Below are 23,691 nucleotides of genomic sequence, written 5' to 3' on the forward strand. Positions count from 1 at the left end.
ATCACCCTTATTTTCTATCACTATGCCCTAATGATTTTTCGGGAGCAACCAAATCTCTTACCAATTGCTTCAACTCTTTTATTTCGGGAAAATGTCCTTCACGTTTTCGGTCGAAAATTACTTCTTCGTTGAGTAAAACCTTAAAACTTCCTGCTATTTCGCTTGGCCGAAGGCTTACTTCGCCGAGTTCGGCCTCAAATGTTGTCAATAATTCTTGTGCCAGCCAAGCCGAACGTAGCAACCAATGACATTTAGGGCAATATTCGAGTGTGATTTTAGGTTTCATATTTTTAGAAATTTTTTGCCAAATTACGAAAATATATTTCTTATTTTTATGAAAAATATTGCGACATTTCACCTCACCCCAACCCTCTCCTTCAAGGAGAGAGAGCAAGTCCTTCTCCCTTGGGAGAAGGATTTAGGATGAGGGTAAATTATATAAATAATTAACCCTATCTCAACTATGAAACGTTACCTGTTTATTGTATTTTGCCTAGTATCTCTTGCTTCAATAGCACAAATCCAGAAGGATTACCCTTATCGTGGTGTGCCATTCACTAAAGTAAAGCTAAATGATAATTTTTGGTTACCCAAACTCGAAATCAATCGAACTGTTACGATTCCTTGGTCATTTCAGAAATCAAAAGAAACAGGACGTATCAAAAATTTTGAACAGGCAGTTTCGCATACAGGAAAACTTTGTACGACCTATCCTTTTGATGATTCGGATGTCTATAAAATCATTGAGGGAGCAGCTTATTCACTTCATGTAAAATACGATGCAAAACTTGATACCTATTTAGATTCGCTCATTACATTAATTGGCAAAGCCCAAGAGCCTGACGGCTATCTTTATACAACTCGCACGATGGGCGACACAACTCACCCTTGGATTGGCAAAGTTCGCTACGAAAAAGAGCATGAATTGAGCCATGAACTCTATAATATGGGGCATTTTTATGAAGCAGCCACAGCACATTATTTGGCAACAAACAAGCGTAATATGTTGGACATTGCCATCAAAAATGCTGACCATTTATTGACAGTTTTTGGGCCCGGCAAAAAATCAGTTGCTCCAGGGCATCAAGTAATTGAAATAGGTTTAGTGAAACTTTATAGAGTAACGGGCAACCAAAAATATTTCGATTTGTCGAAATTCTTTATTGATTGTAGAGGGCAACGGAAGTATGAGAAAAAAACAGGTGAAAAAGACGCAACTGTTTGGCAGACAGGGGCTTATTGGCAAGATAATATTCCTGTAACGCAACAAACCGAAGCACTCGGACACTCGGTGAGGGCAGTTTATTTGTATGCTGGTATGGCAGATGTGGCTTCCATGACCAATAATTTAGAATATTTAACGGCTCTCAATAAAATTTGGGACAATGCTTTTACCAAGAAAACTTATATCACAGGTGGGCTTGGGCAAGCAGGCAATTGGGAAGGTTTTGGGCCAGATTATGAGTTATCAAATCACTCGGCTTATTGCGAAACTTGTGCCGCTATTGCCAGCGTTTATTGGAATCACCGTATGTTTATGATGTATGGTGACTCGAAATATATTGACATTTTGGAAAGAACACTTTATAATGGACTCATCAGTGGAATTGGTTTAGACGGAAAATCATTTAATTATGAAAATCCGATGGAATATAATTTCCAAAAAGGCAAATTGAGTGGAGAAAACAAGCGTTCACCGTGGTTTGGTTGTTCTTGTTGCCCAACCAATATTTGTCGTTTTATGCCTTCGATTCCGAGTTATGTGTATGCACAGAAAGATAACCGTATTTATGTAAATCTTTTTATGTCAAACACTACAACGTTGGAGGTTTTGCCAAAAGAAAATGTGACGATTACACAAAAAACCGAGTATCCTTGGCAGGGAATAGTGGAGATTTCGGTTGAGCCAAGTAATAAAAATGGTTTACAATTTCCATTATATGTTCGTATTCCAGGTTTTGCACGAAATCAGGCGTTTCCTACTGATTTATACCATTTTAATAAGGACAATATGGGCGTGAGAAAGCTAAAAGTTACCAATACTAAAGGAGAAACGATTGATTATAAAGAAGAGAATGGCTATGCGATTATAGATAGAGCTTGGAAGAAAGGAGACAAAATTATGTTTGAACTACCGATGAATATTCAACAAGTGGTTGCCAACGAAAAAGTAAAAGACAATATCGGGAAAATCGCTATCGAACGAGGCCCAATTGTTTATTGTGCTGAATTTGTAGATAATAATGGAGCAACTTCAAACCTCATAGTACCTGATGACCAGTTTTTTTTAGAAGAATTTAAACCTAATTTATTGAATGGTGTAATGACACTCAAAGGTGCGGCTCATGCCATTAATATCGAAAATAACTTGACCGTAAGTACGAAAACTCAACCATTAATATTGATTCCCTACTATGCTCGCTCTAATCGTGGGCAGGGGGAGATGAGAATTTGGTTTCCAACGAAAATTAAAGGTTTGGAGATATTGAGTGAATAAATTAGGTGAATTAGCGATTGAGTGAATGTGTGATTTTTTTAATATTCACTCAATCGCTAAATTACTCAATATTAAAAATCTTTTAAACTATCGAGTACTCGACGAATGCCTACAAAATGAGTAGTATAATATTTTTCGTGTAAATAGCTGATGGTTACACCTGAACTAGTGGCAGAATGAATAAACTTTACACCTGCTTCATTTGACGATAATACAATGCCAACGTGTGAAACGCCACTTTTTGAGTTCGCCCCTCTTTTAAAGAAAATCAAATCACCAGGGAGTGCTGCTTCTGATGGAACATCATAGCCTAACTTGACTAACTCAGAGCTACAAGCTCCTAATTTTAGTCCAAACTTGGCAAAAACATAAATAACAAATCCTGAACAATCGAATCCTTTGGTAGCTTTTCCTCCTTTTAAATAAGGTGTACCAATAAATTTTTTTGCGTATCGCTGAATGTCGTTAGCTAATTTTAAATAGGTATTTTTAATTGAAACCTCAGTTGCGGAAGTTAACTGCGATCCAGCAGTTGTTTTTTTGGTGGGAATATCCTCATTAGAAATACCTAATAAGGGGTAAACGACAAACAACGAACCAATGAGAAGTTTTTTCAACATTCAAGTATTAATTTGGTTCTGATTGCAAAGTTAAATAAATACAAATTAAAACAACCTTAAAATATTAGCAAAAACTCATTTAGTTAAATTTTTTCTAAAAATAACACAAATATTGTTTAAAATAAATGGAAATTCTTGAAAATTATAGTCGTTTTTTTCAAAATAAGGCAACTATTTTCTTAAATTCGTGCTTGAAACAAACGCAGCGGATAGCTGAGAAGTATGATTAAAATTTTTGTTTTTTGTTTAAACTTGCTGGTTTTCCAGAAAGACACTTCAGCCATTACTTTGAAAAAATACCAAGAAGCTGTCAATGGTTACAAACAACTTTTGGTTGATATTCGCGAATATAAACTCACACCTGAAGAGGCAAGAGTGCGTTTTCAAGACATGATGTTTGTTTTTAAAAAAGCTTTTCCGACTACTCATTATGATTCAACACAAGTCAATATTTGTTTTCCATTAATGGGTTTTGATTTTCGAGCAGTGGGAGGGTATGGCAGAGGCTACATTCCAAAAGGGTATGATTTATTTGACCAAACCAAGAAAGGAAGCCATCCTGCACACGATATTTTTATGAAAGACAAAAATCAAGATTGTAAAGATGATCGGACGGAGGATTATGTGGCGGTGCTTTCAGTAAGTGATGGCGTGGTGATTGGCACAGAAAATGATTGGCAAGCAGATAGCGAATATCGTGGAGGTAATTATATTTGGGTGTATGACACCACCACTGGAGGGCTGTGGTATTATGCACATCAAAGAGAAATTTATGTAAAAACAGGACAAATTGTGAGAGCAGGGCAGAAAATTGCTTTGGTTGGTAGAACGGGCTTTAATGCAGCTAAGCCTCGCTCAGATACACACCTTCACCTGACTTATTTAAGAATAGATGAAGAAGGTAATCCATTTCCTGTCAACACCTATGGTTGGCTTCAAAATGCCACAACATTACTCGACCCTCGTATTAGTGTTGATTTAGAACCTTTACCCGTAGATACGAAGATTTCGGAGCTTCCTGTCAATCAGAAAAAGCTACCTTTGATAAAGACAAAAAATAGATAAAATGCTTGTTTTATAAGGCTTTCAACCTTATCCCTGCTTTTCAACAACCTCTTCTTTTTCCATCAAATCTCTGAGTGTTGTATGCTCATAAACTGCCAAATTTGCATCACGTACTTTTTCCATAATCGGACGAATACAACAAGTTTTTTCATCAACACAGTCGTCGCATTTTCCGTAAAAATGAAGCGATACACAAAGCATTGGCGAAATAGGCCCATCAATAATACGAACGATTTTGGCAATTGTTACGTCTTCTGGAGGCATACGTAATTGATAACCACCCCCTTTACCTTTCTGACTATGTAACACCCCATTATTGCGAAGTTCGAGTAGGATAGCCTCTAAAAATTTCTTAGGAATACTCTGTTGCTCAGCGATGTCAGCAATCAAAATTGGTTGCTTTGATTCGTAGTTTTCTGAAAGAACTTTTAAGGCTTTCAGGGCATATTTAGCTTTTTTAGAAATCATTTTGCTTGTAAGACGAAGTTTTTTTTAGGAAATCAGAAAATAGGAAAACTGAAATCTTCTACAACAAAAGTACAATTTTTCATTGATTTTACAACAATTTATTAGTAATACCTCACTACATAATCCAATGTTTGTAATTAATTAGTCATTTTTGTTCTTATTTTTGCCCTAATATACAATGAATTTTTAGTTTTCTTTTAATACCATCCATTTATCAAGTTGAATGTATTAAAAATATTATACTCATTTAATAAACAATTTTATTCTCCAAAGATTTGGCTATTGTAAACTTTGTTTATCATGCAAAATATTGCTTTAACTATGAATCTTTTATAATGCCTTAATTGCTCATTTATATGAAGAAACTCTTTTTTGTTTTATGTATTTTATGTCTTTTTACCAATGGTTTTAGTCAACAATTGGAGGAAAAAGAAGGTTTTGTTGAAGTCATAGGTGGACGAATTTGGTACAAAATTGTTGGGAAAGGTAAAGGAACGCCACTTTTATTGATTCATGGTGGCCCTGGAGGAAATAGCTGTCGTGGAATTTCAGCCTATTCTAACTCTTCTATTACGAAAGATAGACCCATTATTTTTTATGACCAACTGGGTTCGGGACGTTCGGATAAATCTGAAGATTCTACACTTTGGAAACTTCCTAGATTTGTTGATGAAATTGATGCTTTGAGAAAAGCACTTCATCTGAAAGAAGTGCATATTTTAGGAAGTTCTTGGGGCGGAACTGTGGCGGTAGAATACATGCTTACCAAGCAGCCTAAAGGTGTAAAGTCGGTTATTTTTGCAGGAGCCTTATTGAGTACCCCCATTTGGATGCAAGATGCTAAAATATTATTAGCTCAATTGCCCACAAACATTCAAGATACAATTAAAAAATACGAACACGCAAAATTGTATAATAATCCTCAGTATATAGCAGCAACGGATTCGTTTTATGTTCGATTTTTAAGCAGAAATAAAAACCCAAATCCAACAATCGAATGCAATGAGGTGAAAGGCAATAAAAGAATTTATGAATATATGTGGGGACCAACAGAGTTTAACTGCACAGGTACGCTGAAAAACTTTGATAGAACGAAGCGTTTACACGAAATAAAAGTACCAGTTTTGTTGATTGCGGGTCGATATGATGAAGCAAGACCAGAAACGATGTATCAATTTCAAAAATTGATACAACATTCTAAAGTTGAAATTATTGAAGGGGCAGGTCATAATAAAATTGGTGATAAACCTATAGAATATACCAATGCGATTCAGAAATTTCTTAGTACTGTGAAGTAACAAGCACTGCAAAATTTTAGTGTTAAAAAAAACTCATTAAAAATATTACATTCCTAAGAATGTTTTGCACAATCAAAAGTTTTTCTCGTAACTTCGCAACAAGATCAATAAACTTAAATAATATGTTACATTCAAAAATTGCAGGGATAGGTTTTTATGTTCCCGAAACCGTTGTTACCAACTTCGACTTAATGAAAGTAATGGATACAAGTGACGAATGGATTCAGGAACGTTCGGGAATAAAAGAAAGACGTTATGGGAAAAAAGGCTTTGAAACACCTACAACAATGGGTGCAGTAGCAACAAAAATTGCTTGCGAAAGAGCTGGTATTGCACCTGAAGAAATAGATTTTATTGTATTTGCCACACTTAGTCCTGATTATTATTTTCCAGGATGTGGGGTGCTTTTGCAAAGAGAGTTAGGCATTACACACAAAGAAATGGGAGCTTTAGATATAAGAAATCAATGCTCTGGCTTCATTTATGCACTCTCGGTTGCTGACCAATTTATTAAGAGTGGCATGTATAAAAATGTACTAGTGGTAGGTTCAGAGATGCACTCAATGGGTCTCGATTTCTCGACTCGTGGTCGAAATGTTTCGGCTCTTTTTGGTGATGGAGCTGGAGCAGTTGTGCTACAAGCAACCCAAGAAGAAGGGAAGGGGATTTTAACTACTCACCTCCATTCAGACGGCACACACGCCGAAGAATTAGCATTGATTAGCCCTGGAAGTCATGGTGGTTATCATTTAGGAGCAGAACAATTCGGCTTTCCTGATGTAGAATACGGTGAGATTTTCGTTTATGAAAACTTGCTCGAAAACAAGACTTATTATCCTAATATGAATGGCCAGTTGGTGTTCAAAACTGCGGTAACGAAGTTTCCAGAAGTAATCATGGAAGCACTCAATAAAACAGGCTTGACAGTAGCTGATATTGATATGTTAGTACCTCACCAAGCTAATCTCAGAATCGCTCAATTTGTACAAAGAGCCTTGAAATTGCCCGATGAAAAGGTATTCAATAATATTATGAAGTATGGCAATACAACTGCCGCATCTATTCCAATCGCTTTGTGTGAAGCATGGGAGGCTGGAAAGGTAAAAGAGGGTGATTTAGTTTGTCTGGCTGCTTTTGGTAGTGGTTTTACTTGGGGTTCGGCTCTCATTCGCTGGTAATAAAAGAATTAACTATCAATAAAGCCTGACATTTCTATTCATTGAAATGTCAGGCTTTATTGATTTTAATCATTTTGTCTAAAAAATAAGAAGCTTTAAATAGTCTTAGAAAATAATTTTTGTTGTGAATTTGTTTGGTTGAGATGTTTATCAAATGCCATACAAATGTTCCGAATAAAGGCTTTTCCTTTAGGTAAAACTTTCAAACCAAATTCATTGAAAGTAATTAAACCATCTTCTTCAAAATCTTCAAGTTTTTCAAAAAGAATCTCTTTTTCTTGTCCCGACCAATCAAATATCTGCCAAGAAGTTTCTAACTGACAGATAATATTCAGAATTTGCTGACGAATAAATATATCTTCATTACTTAGAATATGCCCTTTAAAAACGGGCAATTCGCCTGCATTGACAGTTTCAATATAAGTATCAATTTCTTTGATATTCTGAGCAAAAGCCGTCCAACAATCACTAATCGAAGAAGCTCCAAGACCTAATAAGACTTTTGATTGCGTTGTGGTATAACCCATGAAGTTTCTATGTAATGAACCATTTTCTTGGGCTTTATAAAGATTGTCTTCGGGCAAGGCAAAGTGATCCATGCCGATTTCGGCATAGTTATTTTGCTCAAACATTGCTCGTCCACGTTCATATAGGAGTCGTTTTTCTTCGCCACTTGGCAAATTTTCATCTTCAAAACCACGTTGTCCATTGCCCTTTATCCACGGCACATGAGCGTAAGAGTAGAAGGCAATACGGTCGGGTTTTAGTTCTAACGTTTTTTGAATGGTATTTTCGACTGATGAGATTTTCTGAAAAGGTAAACCAAAAACCAAGTCATGGCTTACGGAAGTATAGCCAATCGTACGTGCCAATTCAGTCACTTTTTTGACATTTTCAAAGGGTTGAATGCGGTGAATGGCTTTTTGCACTTGTGGGTCATAATCTTGAACGCCAAAACTTACTCGACGGAAGCCCAAATCATACAAAGTTTGTAGATGCTCGGCAGTAGTGTTGTTGGGATGTCCTTCAAAACTAAACTCGTGTTTTGCTGTCACCTCAACATTTTCTAAAATTCCTGCAATCAATAATTGGAGCATTTCAGGGGCAAAAAAACTGGGTGTTCCGCCTCCTAAATGAATTTCTGAAATCAGCGGTTTTTCAGGAAAAAGAGCTAAATATAATGACCATTCTTTCAAAACAGCTTGGATATAAGGCAGTTCGACTGTATGATTTTTAGTAATTCGTTTATGACAAGCACAAAATGTACAGAGACTTTCACAATAAGGTAAATGAATATATAGACTGATGCCCGAAGTATGATTGGTTTCAACAAATGTATGAATCAAACTTTTAGTCCATTTTTCTGTACTAAAGGTTTCATTTTTCCAATGTGGAACGGTCGGATAGCTTGTATATCTCGGTCCCGGGACATCATATTTTTTTATTAGCGAAGAATCTGCCATATTTTTTGCTTAGTTTTTACACAAAATTAGGCAGCGGAACTTTCAAAAATGATGAGGATTGTCATGTTTTCAAAATTGTAAACCAAGAGATAGAACTCAAAATTAACCTTTGGTCAAAAAATCATTCAAGTATCAGAATAGAATCACTTATATTTATCGAAATATTTTAAAAGATAGACTTGATTTTGCCATTTATTAATCTCCAAATTTTCAAATCATCAAATTTTCAAATTAGTTAAATGCCAACTTACAACCAACTCAAACGTCAAATTGACCTTAACCCTTTTGCCGAACTGATGCTTCGCAATGAATTAAAGGCTTTGCCAAGTATTATTCAAGAAAATGAATATATTGATGCTTCTGTACATGGTTATTGGAATACTCGCCACGTTTTATTATTGGCTACAACTCAACGGATTTTATTGGTTGATAGTGATAATTATGGTGATGTAGAAGTTATTGAATTTCCTTATGACGATACGGTTACAGTTCGTTGCCCAACACCTGATTCAGTCGTATTTGGTACTAAAGAGCGAAAAGTTAAAGTTGATAATACACTCGAAGAGTATATAGCAGCTTTCTATACGGTTGCTCAAGCTCGTTTGGAAGGGAAAGATTCTCCAATACATCACGAAAGAGATATTTATTCAAAAAATCAAGAAGAATTGACGCAAGAGTCTGAAAATGAAGTAAATCGCAATCCCTTTCATGTATTTTTGAGAGGTTTAGATGGACTTTCTAAAATGATTAGTCCACAAGAGAATAAACAACAGTCGATAGAAAGTAATACTCAATTTACAGTAAATAATGTGAAAAAATCAGACGAACCAGAGAGGTCTTTGGATGAGCTTTTGGCGGAGTTAAATGCTTTGGTTGGTTTACAGAATGTCAAAGATGAAGTAAGTAGCTTAGTAAATGTTTTGAAGATTGAAAAAATCAGAAAAGAGCAGGGAATAAGTTTGCCCGAACGCTCGCTACACATGGTTTTTCATGGAAATCCTGGGACTGGAAAAACAACCATTGCAAGACTTTTGGCAAAAATTTTCAAGGCGTTGGGTGTATTAAGCAAAGGGCAATTGTACGAAACCGACCGTAGTGGTTTGGTGGCAGGTTATACGGGACAAACTTCATTAAAAGTGAGAGAAGTTTGCCAAAAAGCATTGGGTGGTATTTTGTTTATTGATGAAGCGTATGCTCTTAATAGCGATGATACTTACGGCCCCGAAGCAGTCAATACAATTGTGAAATTTATGGAGGATAATCGTGATGATTTTGTGGTAATTGTGGCAGGTTATGAAGAAAAAATGACCGAATTTATCAATTCAAACCCTGGACTACATTCAAGATTTAATAAATATATTGGATTTAAGGATTATTCGCCAGAAGAATTGCTCGAAATTTATTTGCTTCAAACCCAAAAAGTACAATTAAAAGTAGAAGAAGCTGCCAAAAAGAAAGTTTATAAACTCTTCAAAAAATTGTACGAAGACCGAGATGCTGCTTTCGGAAATGGGCGTTTATCAAGAAATATTTTTGAGAAAACCTACGAAAAGCAAGCCAACCGCCTCGTAAAAGAAGGTGTTGACAAGGCTGATATAAGTTTGATAAAAGAAGAAGATATTCCTGTAATGGAGTAGTAAACGGTAGGTCTTTAATTTACAATTCTTCAATCATACTTAGATAAAATTCGGCTTGTTGAATCATTTCTTGTCTTTGTTGATCGGGCATTTTATTGAGTAAAGTGTAAGCCATTCCAATACGTGGATTTCGTTCAAGTTTGGCTCGGTTTCTTTCATAAAAGTGCCAATATAAGGCATTGAACGGACAAGATTTTTGACCTACTTTCTTGTTTTTATCATAAAAGCATGAGCTACAATAATCGCTCATTTTATCAATATAATTTGCCGATGCCACGTAAGGTTTCGAACCAACGATTCCACCATCGGCATATTGGCTCATGCCACGAGTATTGGTAATTTCGACCCACTCAATCGCATCAATATAAATACCCAGATACCATTCGTCAATTTCATCGGGGTCGATGCCTGCCAGCAAACAAAAATTACCAATAATCATTAATCTCTGAATATGGTGGGCATAAGCCAGATGCAACGATTGCCCAATCGCATGTTTCATACAATTCATTTTGGTTCGGCCAGTCCAAAAGAAATCTGGGAGTTTGATTTTGTGTTCAAAAAAGTTAAGTTTTTGAAATTCAGGCATTTGATGCCAATAAATTCCACGCATATATTCCCGCCAACCGATGATTTGACGCACAAACCCTTCGATTTGAGCGATGTTGATTTTATCTTGGTTATGTTTCCAATGCTCGACAGCTTGTTCTACGACTTCTAAAGGCGAAAGTAATTTTATATTCAACGAAAATGAAAGTCGAGAATGATAAATGGACCAATATTGCATAGCCATTGCGTCTTCGTAAGTGCCAAAGTTTGGCAGACAGTTTTTTACAAAAAAATCCAATAATTGTAAGGATTCTTCTCGGGTCACTGGCCAAAAGAAAGCTTTCGGATTGATGTTTCCTATTGTTTGGATTTCTTGTTTTTGTACAAGTTCGTATATGTCTGAAATATCTCGACTAAATGTTAAAGGTTCCGGTGGTCGGTGTTCTTTTGGAAGTTTTTTTCGATTATCAGCATCATAGTTCCATTGACCCGTGAGCGGTTCGTTGCCATCCATCAAAATACCGTATTTTTTTCGCATCATACGGTAGAAATTCTCCATCAGAAATGTCTTTTTACCTTTGAAAAACTCTCCTAATTCGCTTCTGTGGCTCAGAAAATGCTCAGTGTCATAGACTTTTGAGGGAATATTGATGGTGCCTAAAAATGCCTTTAGTTGTTCGTCAAGGCGATATTCGTCAGGAAGCTGATATTCAAATTGTTGAATGGGGTTTTGTTCAATAATCCATTCAAGATTTTGTGTGAGTGATTGCTTATTTTGTACATCATCTAAACGCAAATAGATAATATGATGTCCTTGTTTTTCGAGGTTTTGTGCAAAAAGTCGCATGGCCGTAAAGAAGCCAACGATTTTTTGAATATGATGTTTCACATAGTCAGTTTCCTGCCTCATTTCCATCATAACATAAAGTATATCATTGTTTTTTTCTTGAAACCAAGTGTGATAATGATTGAGTTGGTCGCCCAGTATTAATCGAAGAACCATGAAGTTTTTGCTTAAATCTTTCATGGTTTTAAACTAATTATGGAAATAATTGTTCAAATATATCACACTAATCCTTCTGGATTGGGAATAAAATTCAAGAATGAGTCAGATTTTTTCTTGTACTTTTCGGTATCAAGAGCATAAAGAAAAGCTCCTTTTTTCGAGAAACCTTTTTGCTTTTCTTTTAATTTTATCAGAAGTCCTGTCGAAAGTATTTTCCTACTAAAATTGCGTTTATCAAAATTACTACCATAAATAGCTTCATAAAGATTCAATATTTGCGGAATTGTAAACTTTTCAGGCATCAATTCAAAACCAACAGGATGAAAAGCTGCCTTATAACGTAAGCGTTCTATTGCTATTTGTATCATCTCCCGGTGGTCAAAAAGCAATTCAGGCAAATCGTGCATCGAAAACCATTGAGCATGGTGCGTGTCCGAAATCTTTGTTTCGTAGTCTTTTACATTGACCAAAGCATAGTATGCCACCGCCACAGTTCGCTCCACAGGGTCACGATTGGGGTCACCAAAAGCATTGAGTTGCTCCAAGAAAATGCCAGTAACGCCTGTTAACTCGAATAAAATTCTTTCGGCAGCTTGATCAAGGCTTTCGTTGGGTTTTAACCAGCCTCCCATCAATGACCAAGTATCATGGTCGGTCTGAACACCACGTTTGACCAGCAATAATTTCAATTCTTCGCCATCAAAACCAAATATAATCGAGTCCAATGCCACTAAGCATTTGGTTTGTTGTTTGTAAAGTTCTAACATTCAATGTTTTTAGGGTCTATTATATTTAGGTATTTTTCGTCATTTCATCAGCAATATAGCATGACTGACTTCGATGAACAACAAAATTGCAAATTTTATCTAAAAAACTCATATTTTTGTGCAAAAAACCTCTGATGTCTCTTCTAAAAATACAAAATCTGCATAAAACTTTTGGGGGAAATTCCGCTGGGAAGCAAGCTGATAGTAGTAAAAAAGCCATTAATAATATCTCGCTTTCTATAGAGAAAGGTGAAATATTGACAATTTTGGGTGAAAGTGGCTCAGGAAAAACCACGCTTTTACATCTGATCGCAGCTCTACATGAGCCAGATGCAGGTAGTCTAACGCTTGATGGTGAACGTATTACGCCACCTTCAGAAAAACTGATTGCTGGGCATCCTGATATAAAGTTGGTTCGACAAGATTACGGCTTATTTCCGAATATGACTATTCGTGAGAATATTGCTTATGAATTACGTTATTATGAAGAAAAATATCGCAACAAAAGAATTGATAAATTGCTAAAAATCAGTGGTTTGCAAAAAGTGCAGAGTCATCTTCCTCGCCAAGTTTCGGGTGGTGAGCAGCAACGTGCCGTTATCGTTAAAGCCATTGCCGAGCAACCAAAATTATTGCTTTTGGACGAACCTTTTAGTCATTTAGACGCACTTAATAAGCGAAGATTAAAGAATGAAATATTACATATTATTAAAGATGATGGAGTAACTTGTATTTTTGTGACACATGATGTGGCTGATGCGTACGGTATGGCCGACCGCTTAGTAATCATGCAGAAAGGCAAAGTGCTACAAATTGGAACGCCAGAAGAAGTTTATCAAAATCCAATCAATCAATATGTTGCTGAAATTACGGGAGAGCTTGCCTTAAGTACTGAGTTAAGAGTTCTGAGTTCTGAGTTACAACTACAACTCAGAACTCAAAACTCAGAATTCAAAACTTTTTTCCTTCGTCCCGAGCAGCTTCGTATTTCTGAAACCTCTGAGATAAAAGCCCTTGTTGAATCAATAAAATTTCTGGGTGCATATTATGAAGTGATTTTAAAAATAGATAATTTAAGTTTGAAAATGTACAGTTTTGATAAATTGACAGTGGGTGATGTTGTGGGGATTGAGATTTTTGAATGAAATGTAAAATAAAAAGAGTCTTATAGTACTTATAAAACTCTTTAATTTTATAAAAATGCGGTAAGTTAAAATATCCTATTTTTAATTAAATAATAGATAAAAAATCCATTCTTAAAAACGTTTGCAGATATTTTCTGTGTACGTTGAATAAAATTTAGATAAAAATTTATTCTATTCTTTGCATTTGTTTAGGTAATTGTTCAACTTTGCATCAGTATCAAGAAACTCTGATTGAAAAATCAGAAATCCAACCGAGTCGAAACACTACGGTGGTCAAAGGATGCGGGCTGTTCTTAAGTCAAAAATGTTTTATTTTTCTCTTCAAAACTTCCGCAAAATAGTCTTAATACCAAGTTTTTTAAATGGGAGATTATTGATTGTTAGCTGTGTATTTGTGATGGTATTTTATTCACTCATTTACTCACTCACTCAATTACTCATTAGATTCAATAAATATCATTAACCAAAAACATAGGATTTATGCCTTATTTATTCACTTCTGAGTCTGTATCGGAAGGACACCCAGACAAAGTATCAGACCAAATATCAGATGCCCTGATTGATAACTTCATGGCGTTTGACCCTTCATCTAAAGTAGCATGCGAGACTTTGGTAACGACAGGTTTAGTTGTTTTAGCAGGAGAAGTAAAAACTCAAACTTATCTTGATGTTCAATCAATTGCTCGTGAGGTAATCCGTAAAATTGGTTATACTAAATCGGAGTACATGTTTGAGTCTAATTCTTGCGGAATTATCTCAGCGATTCATGACCAATCGGCCGATATTAATCAAGGTGTTGATAGAGCAGTAGCTGCAGATGATTTTGAGTCAAAAGCAAATGCTCAAGGTGCTGGCGACCAAGGTATGATGTTTGGTTATGCCACTCGTGAAACCGACAATTATATGCCATTAGCATTGGATTTGGCTCACACCATCCTCCAAGAAATGTCATATATTCGTAATAATGAACCTGAATTGATTCCTTATTTACGTCCTGATGCTAAATCGCAAGTAACAATCGAATATTCTGACGATAATGTTCCTCAAAGAATTGATACAATCGTTGTTTCAACGCAGCACGATGATTTCGCTGATGATAATACAATGTTGGCAAAAATCAAAGCCGATATTATCAATATTGTGATTCCACGTGTACAAGCAAAATTGAAAGCTGATTTACAATTGTTGTTCAACGACCAAATTACTTATCATATCAATCCAACTGGGAAATTTGTTATCGGTGGACCACACGGAGATACAGGTTTGACAGGTCGTAAAATCATCGTTGATACTTACGGCGGTAAAGGTGCTCATGGTGGCGGTGCTTTCTCTGGAAAAGACCCATCAAAAGTTGACCGTTCGGCAGCTTATGCCACTCGCCATGTAGCTAAAAACTTAGTAGCGGCTGGTCTTTGCGACGAAGTATTGGTACAAGTTTCTTATGCTATTGGTGTTGCAAAACCTTGTGGCTTGTTTGTAACAACGTATGGTACTGCCAAAGTTGATATGAGCGATGGCGAAATTGCACGTAAAGTAGAAGAAATTTTCGATATGCGTCCGTATGCAATTGAGCAACGTTTGAAATTACGTAACCCAATTTATTCAGAAACTGCTGCTTATGGCCACATGGGACGTAAAAATGAAGTGGTAACAAAAACTTTCAAAGGGCCAGATGGTTCCGTTGTTACCAAAGAAGTAGAACTTTTCACTTGGGAAAAATTAGATTATGTCGATGCAGTGAAAACAGCATTTGGTTTGTAAAAATTGCCGTCAGTGAATACACTGACAGAAGGCCGTAGATATAAGAAAAGGAAGTCGAAATGGCTTCCTTTTTTTGTGTCTGTACGACGGATTTCCTAATCCGTCAAACCTCCCAAAGCATCCTTCCAAAACAGCTTTTTCAAGATTAAGAAATAATGAGTATTTTCGCAGAAAAAAAGAACAAATTTCAATGAAAATAAGTAACCCAAATTATAAGATAATAATCAGTATTCTTTCTCTGCTTTCTTTTTCAGCATTTGCACAAATACCAAAACCAGCCAGTGTTATACCTACACCCAAGCCAACAGTCTATGCAATCGTCGAGCAAGTAAGAAAAAAATATGCCCCTGATAAACGTGTAGCTATTTTTCAGGCCGATTTGGATTCAAATCGAATAGTAGGGAAAACAAATTTGCCATTAGCAAAAAAAGATTTGTTAAATCGCTTAAAATCAAATGGTTATGTATTGGTTGATGCGATAAAAACTTTACCTGATGAAGATGATTTGGGCGATAAAACTTACGCTTTGGTGAATATTTCGGTAGCAAATATGCGAAGTCAGCCAAAAGAATCAGCCGAATTAGCTTCTCAAACGTTGCTCGGGACTGCATTAAAGATATTTGACAAAGACCGTTATTGGTACCAAGTTCAGACACCTGATAATTATATTGGATGGGTAGAAGGAACAACCATCAGCCGCATAAGTAAAGCTGATTTAGATAGCTATCAATCAAAAACTAAGTTGATGTATGCAAAACCTTATGGTTTTTCTTACACTAAACCCGATGAAAATGCTCAGACGATTTCTGACCTCACTTGGGGTGATTTATTAATTGTAAAAGATACGCTGAAAGGTTTTTATGAAGTAATTTATCCTGATAATCGTCAGGCATTTGTTGCTCAAAATGAAGTGATTCATTTCCAACAATGGCAAAAAACAACCCAAGCAACCGAACAAAGCTTGGTTGGTGCAGCCACAAAAATGATGGGTTTACCGTATTTATGGGGCGGCACTTCATGGAAAGGCGTTGATTGTAGTGGTTTTACAAGAATGATTTATCAAAATAATGCTATTCTTCTTCCTCGTGATGCTTCTCAGCAGGTATTTGCTGGGGATGAAGTTCCATTTGAGCAACTGAAAGTAGGAGATTTATTGTTTTTTGGAGAAAAAGCTACTCCTGAAAAACCCGAAAAAGTGGTACATGTAGGTATGTGGATTGGTGATAATCAATTTATTCACTCTTCGGGAATGGTTAGAATTAGTAGTTTTGACAAAAATTGTAGCAATTATGATTCCCATAATGCCAGTCGTTATTTGCGTTCAAGACGCATTTTAGGTTCAGAGAAAGGCGTTGTCCCATTGAGAAAGTAATAGACTGTCGAAAGGAGAGCAATGTTTTGTAATAAAATTACTTGATGTCTTATTTGTCAATTATACACTTATTCAATACTTTCGTAAAATATTCAACCAAAAATAAATAATGAAAAAATCACTCATTTTTTCTTTTCTTCTTCTCAGTATAGCATTTGCCTGTAAGCAAACTCGCAAAATGCTTAATGATGAAGCATATTCTAAACTTTCTGATGAAGAAAAACGAAAAGTTGAACATGCCCTTGATGGTATTCAACTTGCTGACCCTGAGTTGGAAGTGACGCTTTTTGCATCAGAACCAATGATGATGAACCCAACCAATATGGATATTGATGCGAAAGGAAGGGTTTGGATTTGTGAAGGGTATAATTATCGAAATAAATTAAATCCAAAGAATCCATATAACAAAAAAGGTGACAGAATCTTGATTATGGAAGACACCGACCAAGATGGAAAAGCTGATAAAAGTACGGTTTTCTATCAAGGCGAAGACATCAATGCGGCTCTCGGTATTTCGGTTTTAGGTAATAAAGTAATTGTTTCATGCAGTCCAAATGTGTTTTTGTTTACTGATGAAAATAGTGATGGGAAAGCCGATAAAAAAGAAATTATTTTTACTAATCTGAAAGGTGTTCAACATGACCATGCTATTCATGCTTTTTCATTTGGACCTGATGGAAAATTATACTTTGATGGTGGAAATGAAGTAGAGACTTTGAGCGATAAAAATGGCAAAGAATTGACAGATGATTTAGGTCGCCCATTTTCAACTTATAAGCAAGGGAAAGTATTCCGTTGTGATATTGACGGTTCAAATGTTGAGATTTTAGCTCATAATTTTCGTAATAACTACGAAGTAGCCGTTGATTCTTATGGTAGAATGTGGCAATCGGACAATGATGATGATGGAAACAAGGGCGTGCGTATCAATTATGTAATGGATTATGGCAATTATGGCTTCAAAGATGAAATGACTGGGGCAAGTTGGCAAGAACGTCGTACTAATTGGGAAAGTGAAATTCCTTTGCGTCATTGGCATTTGAACGACCCAGGTGTGGTACCAAATTTATTACAAACAGGTGCTGGTTCGCCAACGGGAATGATTATTTATGAAGGGAAATTATTGCCACAAAAATACCATAATCAAGTAATTCATTGTGATGCTGGGCCAAGCATTGTGCGTTCTTATCCTGCCGAAAAAGATGGAGCAGGTTTCAAAGCAACTATTAATAATATTTTGGATGGTTCAAAGCGTGACCAATGGTTTCGTCCTTCAGACGTAACAGCCGCTCCTGATGGTTCTATTTTCGTAGCCGATTGGTATGATCCAGGTGTGGGTGGGCATGCGATGGGAGACTCACTTCGTGGGCGAATTTATCGCATTGCACCAAAAGGAGAAGATTATTCTGTACCAAAATTTGATTTTGAAACTGCCGACGGTTGCGTAGAGGCTTTGCAAAATGCCAATTTAGCGGTACGTTATTTGGCTTGGACAAAGTTGAACGCCATGCAAGACAAAGCAGAGGAAGCTTTACTAAAACTTTGGAAGGGAGATGATTCAAGAATGCGTGCAAGAGCTTTGTGGTTGTTAGGCAAAATTAATGGTAAAGAAGCAAAATATATACAAGAAGCAATCGAAGACAAAGACGAAGATATTCGTTTGACAGGCATTCGTTTGTCTCGTGAGCTTAAGACTGATAATTTGCCGATTTTGAAAAAACTCGCCAATGATGCTTCTCCACAAATCCGTCGTGAAGTTGCTGTGGCGATTCGTCATAAAACTTCTCCAGAAGCGGCTGCCATTTGGACGACTTTAGCTAATCAATATGATGGTAAAGATCGTTGGTATTTAGAAGCTTTAGGCATTGCCGCTGATAATCAATGGGATACTTTTTTTGCTAATTATATGGCTCAAGCTGGCGAAAAATGGAAAATGGATGCTGCTGCAAAAGACTTGGTTTGGCGTAGCCGTTCAACTGATAATATTTATCGTTTGGCTGAATTAGCAAAATCTGAAAAAGAAAATTTGCGATATTTCCGTGCTTTTGATTTTCAAACTAACCCAGAAAAAACAAAAGTTTTACTCGGAATGTTAGATGGTGGAAATGCTTCGAGTGAGATTATGACGCTGGTTTTCAAGCATTTAGATGTAAAAAGTGCTAATCAAAACCCATTGTTCAGAACACTTTTACCAAAAGTTTTGAATGGTATCAAAAACCCAACTGATTATTTGGATTTAGTGAAACGCTATGAAATGAAAGACCAGTCAGACCGTCTAACGGCAATGGTAATGAATGATTCACTTTTGGGCAATGAAGCTGCCAAAATTCAGATAAAAATCAACGGTTTAGGCGAATTTCAAAAATTAGCAAAAAGCAAAGATGAAGATTTAGCTCGCAAAGCAATTATGATTTATGGAGGAGTGGATGAAAAGCCAGTAACCGACTATTTGGTGAGTTTATTCAACAATAAAAATCTTTCAAAAAACCTGCGTAATGAAGCCATGAGAGCCATGAATGGTTGGAATAGCGAATCTATTTTGTGGGATTTAGTAAAAGCCAATAAAGTATCTGATGAAGTAATGCCAATTGCAAAAAAAATACTTTTGGGAACGTGGCACGGAGATATTCGTTCAGAAGCCATGAAAATGTTTGGTGCAGAATTAGACAAAGAATTGGGTGATATTAATGATTTAGCTAAAGGGATTGGCAATGTCACAAAAGGTCAAACGGTATTTAAAACTTATTGTGTGGCTTGCCACCAAGTGAAAGGCGAAGGAGTGAACTTTGGGCCTAATTTAACTGAAATTGGCAGTAAACTATCAAAAACTGCTCTTTATTCGGCTATTATTAATCCAAGTCAAGGAATAAGCTTTGGTTATGAAGGCTATAAACTCAAACTAAAAGATGGAACAGAAGTAGAAGGAATGATTTTGAGTAAGACAGAAAATGATGTAAATGTAAAGCAAATTGGTAGTACCAATCCAACGGCTTTCAAGCGTGCGGACATTGTTTCGATGGAAGAAAACGAAGAATCATTGATGCCAAAATTCCCACTTCAAAAACAAGAAATTGTTGATTTAGTGGAGTACTTGCGTACTTTGAAAAAGCAATAAAAATAACAGAGATTTGCATTGAAAAGGGGCATAATTTTAGAGTTATGCTTCTTTTCTTATATGAAAACCTTATGGACGGATATTTCCTAAACTTTTGTATATTTTTCCTTTACTTGTAACAACGCATGGACTCGAAACTATACCTCCTTCTGCAAGAAAAGTCCATTTTTTTTCACCAGTAATAGCATCTAAGGCATATAAAGATTTTTGAAGTACACTCCCCACGTAAACGGTGCCTTCTGCAACTGTTGGCGTAGCAATTCCTTCATCATTATAAAAAGTCCATTTTTTCACCCCAGTCAAGGCGTCGAAAGCGTAAAGATATTTATCTCCGCACGAAATATAGACAATCCCATTTTCTACTGCTGCTGTTGAAAGGTAAAAGTCATTAAAGTAATAACTCCATTTTTTTTCGCCAGTGATGGCATCAATGGCATATAGGTTATTATCTTGACTACCGACATATATTATTCCATTGCTTATGGTAGGACTTGCATCAATCGCTCCATTTGTAGCAAAACTCCATTTTTTTGCACCACTTGTGGCATCAATGGCATATAAGTTATTATCAAAACTGCCCACATAAACAATTCCATTTGCGGCAATAGGTGAGGAACTAATCACCAAATTGGTAGGAAAAATCCATTTCTCTTCACCAGTGTTGGCATCAATGGCATATAAGCTATAGTTTGTGTTTCCAATATAAACAATTCCATTATAAACTGTTGGTGTTGACTTATTGAAAGCCATTGAGAAACCTGTGTTTTTGGGTAGATATGACCATTTTTTTTCTCCAGTAATAGCATTTAAAGCGTTTAATTCTCCCGAACCGCTATTACCAGTATAAACTAAACCATTTGCGATGGTGGGACTTGAATTACCTCCCGAACTACTTCCATCTGAAAGAAAACTCCATTTTTTTTCTCCTGTTTTGGCATTTAATGCACATACGCTTTCATGTGAATTACTTACATACACCAGATCATTCTCTACAATGGCACTCGTAAAAAGGTCGAACATATAGTTTGGATCAGTAACATAAGACCATTTCTTTTTTCCTGTATGAATATCAATGGCATAAAAAGTATAATTTATATCACCTACATATACAGTGCTTTTTGTAGTATTTATTTTGTTGATTGTAAACGGAATACAAATTTCATTACAATTTTGAGCGGTAGAAATTAGTGAAGAAAACACTAAAAAAAGCACGTATACATACTTTGGCATAAAAGAAAAGTTTTAGTAAACAGGAAAAGTTTTTTTGAAAAATATCAACAATTGTACCACTTGATGATATTTTTGTAGAATTAATGTGTTGATAGAAAATGATAATTGAAAAGAATTACGAAGGTCGAATGAGTTTCTAATCATTCGGTATTTGTTTTGTGCTACTTTTAAAGGTTTATCAAACTCCATTTTCGATATTTGCTCTTATATAACCCTTTATGATTACCTGATTTTTAAATAATTTTTATGAAGAAACTAACATTTTTATTTGCTTTCTTGTCCATTTCTTTGGCAAAAAGCTATGCTCAAACTCAACAAACTTTCACTAATCCATTATTACCTTCAGGAGCTGACCCATACAGTTTTTATAAAGATGGCTATTACTATTATACACATACTGTACAAAGCAAATTGATTATTTGGAAAACCAAAAATCTCTCAGATTTGAAAACTGCTGAGTCAAAAACAATTTGGATACCACCAACAGGGACATTATATTCTAAAGAATTATGGGCTCCCGAAATACATTTTATTCAAGGAAAATGGTATATGTATTTTGCTGCCGATGATGGCGATAATAATCATCACCGAATGTATGTTTTGGAAAATAATTCGCCTGACCCAATGGTAGGAGATTGGAGTTTTAAAGGAAAAGTGGCAGATATATCAAGTGACAAATGGGCAATTGATGGTGATGTTTTTGAACATCGTGGTCAATTATACATGATTTGGTCGGGTTGGGAAGGTGATAGTAATGGACAACAAAATATTTATATTGCTAAAATGAAAAATCCGTGGACAATTGAAGCAGGGCGTGCTAAAATATCTGGTTCTGATTTTGATTGGGAAAAGCATGGCGACTTAAAAGACCCAAATTTGCCACATGTGAATGTAAATGAAGGACCACAGATTTTAAAACATGGAAAAAAACTTTTTATTATTTATTCTGCAAGTGGCTGCTGGACAGATTTTTACGCTTTAGGGATGTTAAGTGCTGATGAAAATGCAGATTTATTAAAGCCAAGCAGTTGGAAAAAATCATCAGAACCTGTTTTTAAACAATCCGCTGAAAATGGTGTTTTTGCTCCTGGTCATAATTCATTTTTCAAATCTCCTAATGGAAAAGAAGATTGGATTCTTTATCATGCCAATTCAAAACCAGGACAAGGTTGTGGGCAATTTCGTTCGCCAAGAATGCAAAAGTTTTCTTGGAATGCTGATGGAACACCTAATTTTGGCGTACCTGTGAAAGAAAGCGAAGCTTTAGCAATTCCTTCGGAAAAGTAGTTAATGGAAATTAGTTATTGGTGTAAATTCTAATGAGGCACACTTTTCAAGTGTGCCTCATTTATGAAGCTTTAGCGATTCTATCAATGAAAGCAGTCAAATAAAATAGCTATATAGAGTTTTGTTTTCTCAGTATTTTCTTTGAGAAAACAACATTTTTCTCAACTCAATCCACTGCATTCGCATTCATAAAAGTAGTGGTTTGCTCAAAAATATCATTCATATTATTTAGATCATGCGTTCCTTGCGAATACTTCTTAAAAGTAGTTTTTACCTTCAAATTTTTTAACTTTTCATATAATTTTTCTCCTTGATTGTAATTAACAATTTGGTCAGAATCACCATATAAAAGTAAGGTTGGTGGAGCTTTCTTAGATGCTATAAAGTACGGACTTGATTGTTCATAAGCGTTGGGATTTTGGCTGTAAGGAACTCCCACCAATAATTCTGTTAAATTTGTTCCATTTTTATCCACAATGCTTTTTTGTAGGTCAGCTTGCGTAAGGTCGGTGGGAGCAGCCAAACCAATAACGGCTTTGATATTTGTGTTAGCAGTATTTTTGTAAGCATAAGTTAGGGCAAGATGTCCACCTGAACTATGACCAAATAAGATAATATCGCCCGAAAGATTATATTTTGTTTTATTAGCATTGATAAAATTAATGACCGAACTAATATCTGCCAATTCTTCATTCAATTTCACCCCAGACATAAAAGTAAGTCGGTGATTAATATTAAAAATAGCGATATTCTTTTTTTGTGCTTTTAGATTTTCTGCCAATGAGGTGATATAACCTTTGTCGCCCTCTTTCCAACCACCGCCATGAATCATAATAATAGTAGTAGATGCTTGGGTACCTGATGAAAGATTTGGCAAATACATATCAAACTTTTGTAATTCATCAGAACCATAAGAAACATTTAATTCTGACCTATAATCTGCCACTACAACGGGGGTGTTGTCTATAGCTGTTTCTTTTTTTGAACTTGGTAATATGTCAGCTAAACCTTGACAACCAAACGAGACCAACGCAATAATAAAAAATGATAGTTTTTTCATGGTTTTTGAATTTTATATTTTTGATAAAACCTTGTGAAAATGCTTGATAAAATGAGTCATTTCATCAGTGTTTTCTTGTCAATTTCGGTGTTGTAAAGTTCAGGAGCTTTTTAAGTAAAAGTGTTACACAATTTTAGAAAATCATTATATTGTTCCCACATTTGCAAGGATGCCGT

Annotated in this window: 18 protein-coding genes and 1 riboswitch; of the genes, 10 read left to right on the forward strand and 8 right to left on the reverse strand. The window is 35.7% G+C overall.

The window, feature by feature from the left end:
• Nucleotides 1-7 precede the first annotated feature (7 nt).
• Nucleotides 8-286 (reverse strand): SelT/SelW/SelH family protein, encoded by a 279-nt coding sequence (locus ACQUQZ_RS04825; RefSeq protein WP_435353622.1) that lies wholly within the window; start codon nucleotides 284-286, stop codon nucleotides 8-10.
• Nucleotides 287-463: 177 nt separating this feature from the next.
• Between ACQUQZ_RS04825 and ACQUQZ_RS04830 the strand changes: the two genes are divergently transcribed.
• Complete coding sequence (locus ACQUQZ_RS04830) at nucleotides 464-2,497, forward strand: glycoside hydrolase family 127 protein (protein ID WP_435353623.1); 2,034 nt, start codon at nucleotides 464-466, stop codon at nucleotides 2,495-2,497.
• A gap of 71 nt (nucleotides 2,498-2,568) precedes the next feature.
• On the opposite strand, the gene ACQUQZ_RS04835 is transcribed toward ACQUQZ_RS04830, so the two are convergent.
• Complete coding sequence (locus ACQUQZ_RS04835) at nucleotides 2,569-3,117, reverse strand: C40 family peptidase (RefSeq protein WP_435353624.1); 549 nt, start codon at nucleotides 3,115-3,117, stop codon at nucleotides 2,569-2,571.
• A 222-nt stretch (nucleotides 3,118-3,339) separates the two neighbouring features.
• On the opposite strand from ACQUQZ_RS04835, the gene ACQUQZ_RS04840 reads away from it, so the two are divergent.
• On the forward strand, nucleotides 3,340-4,182 hold the full coding sequence (locus tag ACQUQZ_RS04840) for a M23 family metallopeptidase (protein WP_435353625.1): 843 nt from the start codon (nucleotides 3,340-3,342) through the stop codon (nucleotides 4,180-4,182).
• A 27-nt stretch (nucleotides 4,183-4,209) separates the two neighbouring features.
• On the opposite strand, the gene ACQUQZ_RS04845 is transcribed toward ACQUQZ_RS04840, so the two are convergent.
• Nucleotides 4,210-4,650 carry an RrF2 family transcriptional regulator gene (locus ACQUQZ_RS04845; RefSeq protein WP_435353626.1) on the reverse strand — a complete coding sequence of 147 codons (441 nt, stop codon included), beginning with the start codon at nucleotides 4,648-4,650 and terminating at the stop codon, nucleotides 4,210-4,212.
• 356 nt (nucleotides 4,651-5,006) lie between these two features.
• On the opposite strand from ACQUQZ_RS04845, the gene ACQUQZ_RS04850 reads away from it, so the two are divergent.
• Together ACQUQZ_RS04850 and ACQUQZ_RS04855 are read left to right on the forward strand one after the other, a co-directional pair.
• Entirely contained in the window at nucleotides 5,007-5,948 is a 942-nt protein-coding gene (locus ACQUQZ_RS04850) for a proline iminopeptidase-family hydrolase (protein WP_435353627.1), read from the forward strand.
• Nucleotides 5,949-6,070: 122 nt separating this feature from the next.
• On the forward strand, nucleotides 6,071-7,126 hold the full coding sequence (locus tag ACQUQZ_RS04855; RefSeq protein WP_435353628.1) for a 3-oxoacyl-ACP synthase III family protein: 1,056 nt from the start codon (nucleotides 6,071-6,073) through the stop codon (nucleotides 7,124-7,126).
• Between the two features lie 95 nt (nucleotides 7,127-7,221).
• Here ACQUQZ_RS04855 and hemN read toward each other — a convergent pair whose 3' ends face one another.
• Nucleotides 7,222-8,589, reverse strand: coding sequence for an oxygen-independent coproporphyrinogen III oxidase (gene hemN, locus ACQUQZ_RS04860; RefSeq protein ID WP_435353629.1), 1,368 nt, complete (start codon nucleotides 8,587-8,589; stop codon nucleotides 7,222-7,224).
• Between the two features lie 239 nt (nucleotides 8,590-8,828).
• On the opposite strand from hemN, the gene ACQUQZ_RS04865 reads away from it, so the two are divergent.
• Nucleotides 8,829-10,226, forward strand: coding sequence for an AAA family ATPase (locus ACQUQZ_RS04865; RefSeq protein ID WP_435353630.1), 1,398 nt, complete (start codon nucleotides 8,829-8,831; stop codon nucleotides 10,224-10,226).
• A 19-nt stretch (nucleotides 10,227-10,245) separates the two neighbouring features.
• On the opposite strand, the gene ACQUQZ_RS04870 is transcribed toward ACQUQZ_RS04865, so the two are convergent.
• Nucleotides 10,246-11,799, reverse strand: a complete 1,554-nt coding sequence (locus tag ACQUQZ_RS04870) for a cryptochrome/photolyase family protein (RefSeq protein ID WP_435353631.1) — start codon at nucleotides 11,797-11,799, stop codon at nucleotides 10,246-10,248.
• 38 nt (nucleotides 11,800-11,837) lie between these two features.
• Nucleotides 11,838-12,545, reverse strand: a complete 708-nt coding sequence (locus ACQUQZ_RS04875) for an NUDIX hydrolase (RefSeq protein WP_435353632.1) — start codon at nucleotides 12,543-12,545, stop codon at nucleotides 11,838-11,840.
• Nucleotides 12,546-12,679: 134 nt separating this feature from the next.
• On the opposite strand from ACQUQZ_RS04875, the gene ACQUQZ_RS04880 reads away from it, so the two are divergent.
• The 4 genes from ACQUQZ_RS04880 to ACQUQZ_RS04895 all read left to right on the forward strand — a co-directional run bounded on the left by ACQUQZ_RS04880 (nucleotide 12,680) and on the right by ACQUQZ_RS04895 (nucleotide 19,938).
• A complete protein-coding gene (locus ACQUQZ_RS04880) occupies nucleotides 12,680-13,690 on the forward strand; it encodes an ABC transporter ATP-binding protein (RefSeq protein ID WP_435353633.1) in 1,011 nt (336 codons plus the stop codon).
• Between the two features lie 209 nt (nucleotides 13,691-13,899).
• A riboswitch (SAM-I-IV-variant riboswitch) is annotated at nucleotides 13,900-14,006 on the forward strand.
• Nucleotides 14,007-14,170: 164 nt separating this feature from the next.
• Nucleotides 14,171-15,451, forward strand: coding sequence for a methionine adenosyltransferase (gene metK / locus ACQUQZ_RS04885; protein ID WP_435353634.1), 1,281 nt, complete (start codon nucleotides 14,171-14,173; stop codon nucleotides 15,449-15,451).
• A gap of 190 nt (nucleotides 15,452-15,641) precedes the next feature.
• Complete coding sequence (locus tag ACQUQZ_RS04890; RefSeq protein WP_435353635.1) at nucleotides 15,642-16,823, forward strand: NlpC/P60 family protein; 1,182 nt, start codon at nucleotides 15,642-15,644, stop codon at nucleotides 16,821-16,823.
• Between the two features lie 109 nt (nucleotides 16,824-16,932).
• Entirely contained in the window at nucleotides 16,933-19,938 is a 3,006-nt protein-coding gene (locus ACQUQZ_RS04895) for a PVC-type heme-binding CxxCH protein (RefSeq protein ID WP_435353636.1), read from the forward strand.
• A 69-nt stretch (nucleotides 19,939-20,007) separates the two neighbouring features.
• Here the strand turns inward: ACQUQZ_RS04895 and ACQUQZ_RS04900 are convergent, their stop codons facing one another.
• Nucleotides 20,008-21,168 carry a PQQ-binding-like beta-propeller repeat protein gene (locus ACQUQZ_RS04900; RefSeq protein WP_435353637.1) on the reverse strand — a complete coding sequence of 387 codons (1,161 nt, stop codon included), beginning with the start codon at nucleotides 21,166-21,168 and terminating at the stop codon, nucleotides 20,008-20,010.
• A 246-nt stretch (nucleotides 21,169-21,414) separates the two neighbouring features.
• On the opposite strand from ACQUQZ_RS04900, the gene ACQUQZ_RS04905 reads away from it, so the two are divergent.
• On the forward strand, nucleotides 21,415-22,455 hold the full coding sequence (locus tag ACQUQZ_RS04905) for a glycoside hydrolase family 43 protein (RefSeq protein ID WP_435353638.1): 1,041 nt from the start codon (nucleotides 21,415-21,417) through the stop codon (nucleotides 22,453-22,455).
• 166 nt (nucleotides 22,456-22,621) lie between these two features.
• Here the strand turns inward: ACQUQZ_RS04905 and ACQUQZ_RS04910 are convergent, their stop codons facing one another.
• The gene (locus ACQUQZ_RS04910) at nucleotides 22,622-23,515 is read right to left on the reverse strand and encodes a prolyl oligopeptidase family serine peptidase (RefSeq protein WP_435353639.1); all 894 of its coding nucleotides are present in this window, start codon (nucleotides 23,513-23,515) and stop codon (nucleotides 22,622-22,624) included.
• Nucleotides 23,516-23,691 lie beyond the last annotated feature (176 nt).

Origin of the sequence: Emticicia sp. SJ17W-69 (assembly GCF_051209875.1) — a bacterium.
Taxonomy (GTDB): Bacteria; Bacteroidota; Bacteroidia; order Cytophagales; family Spirosomataceae; genus Emticicia.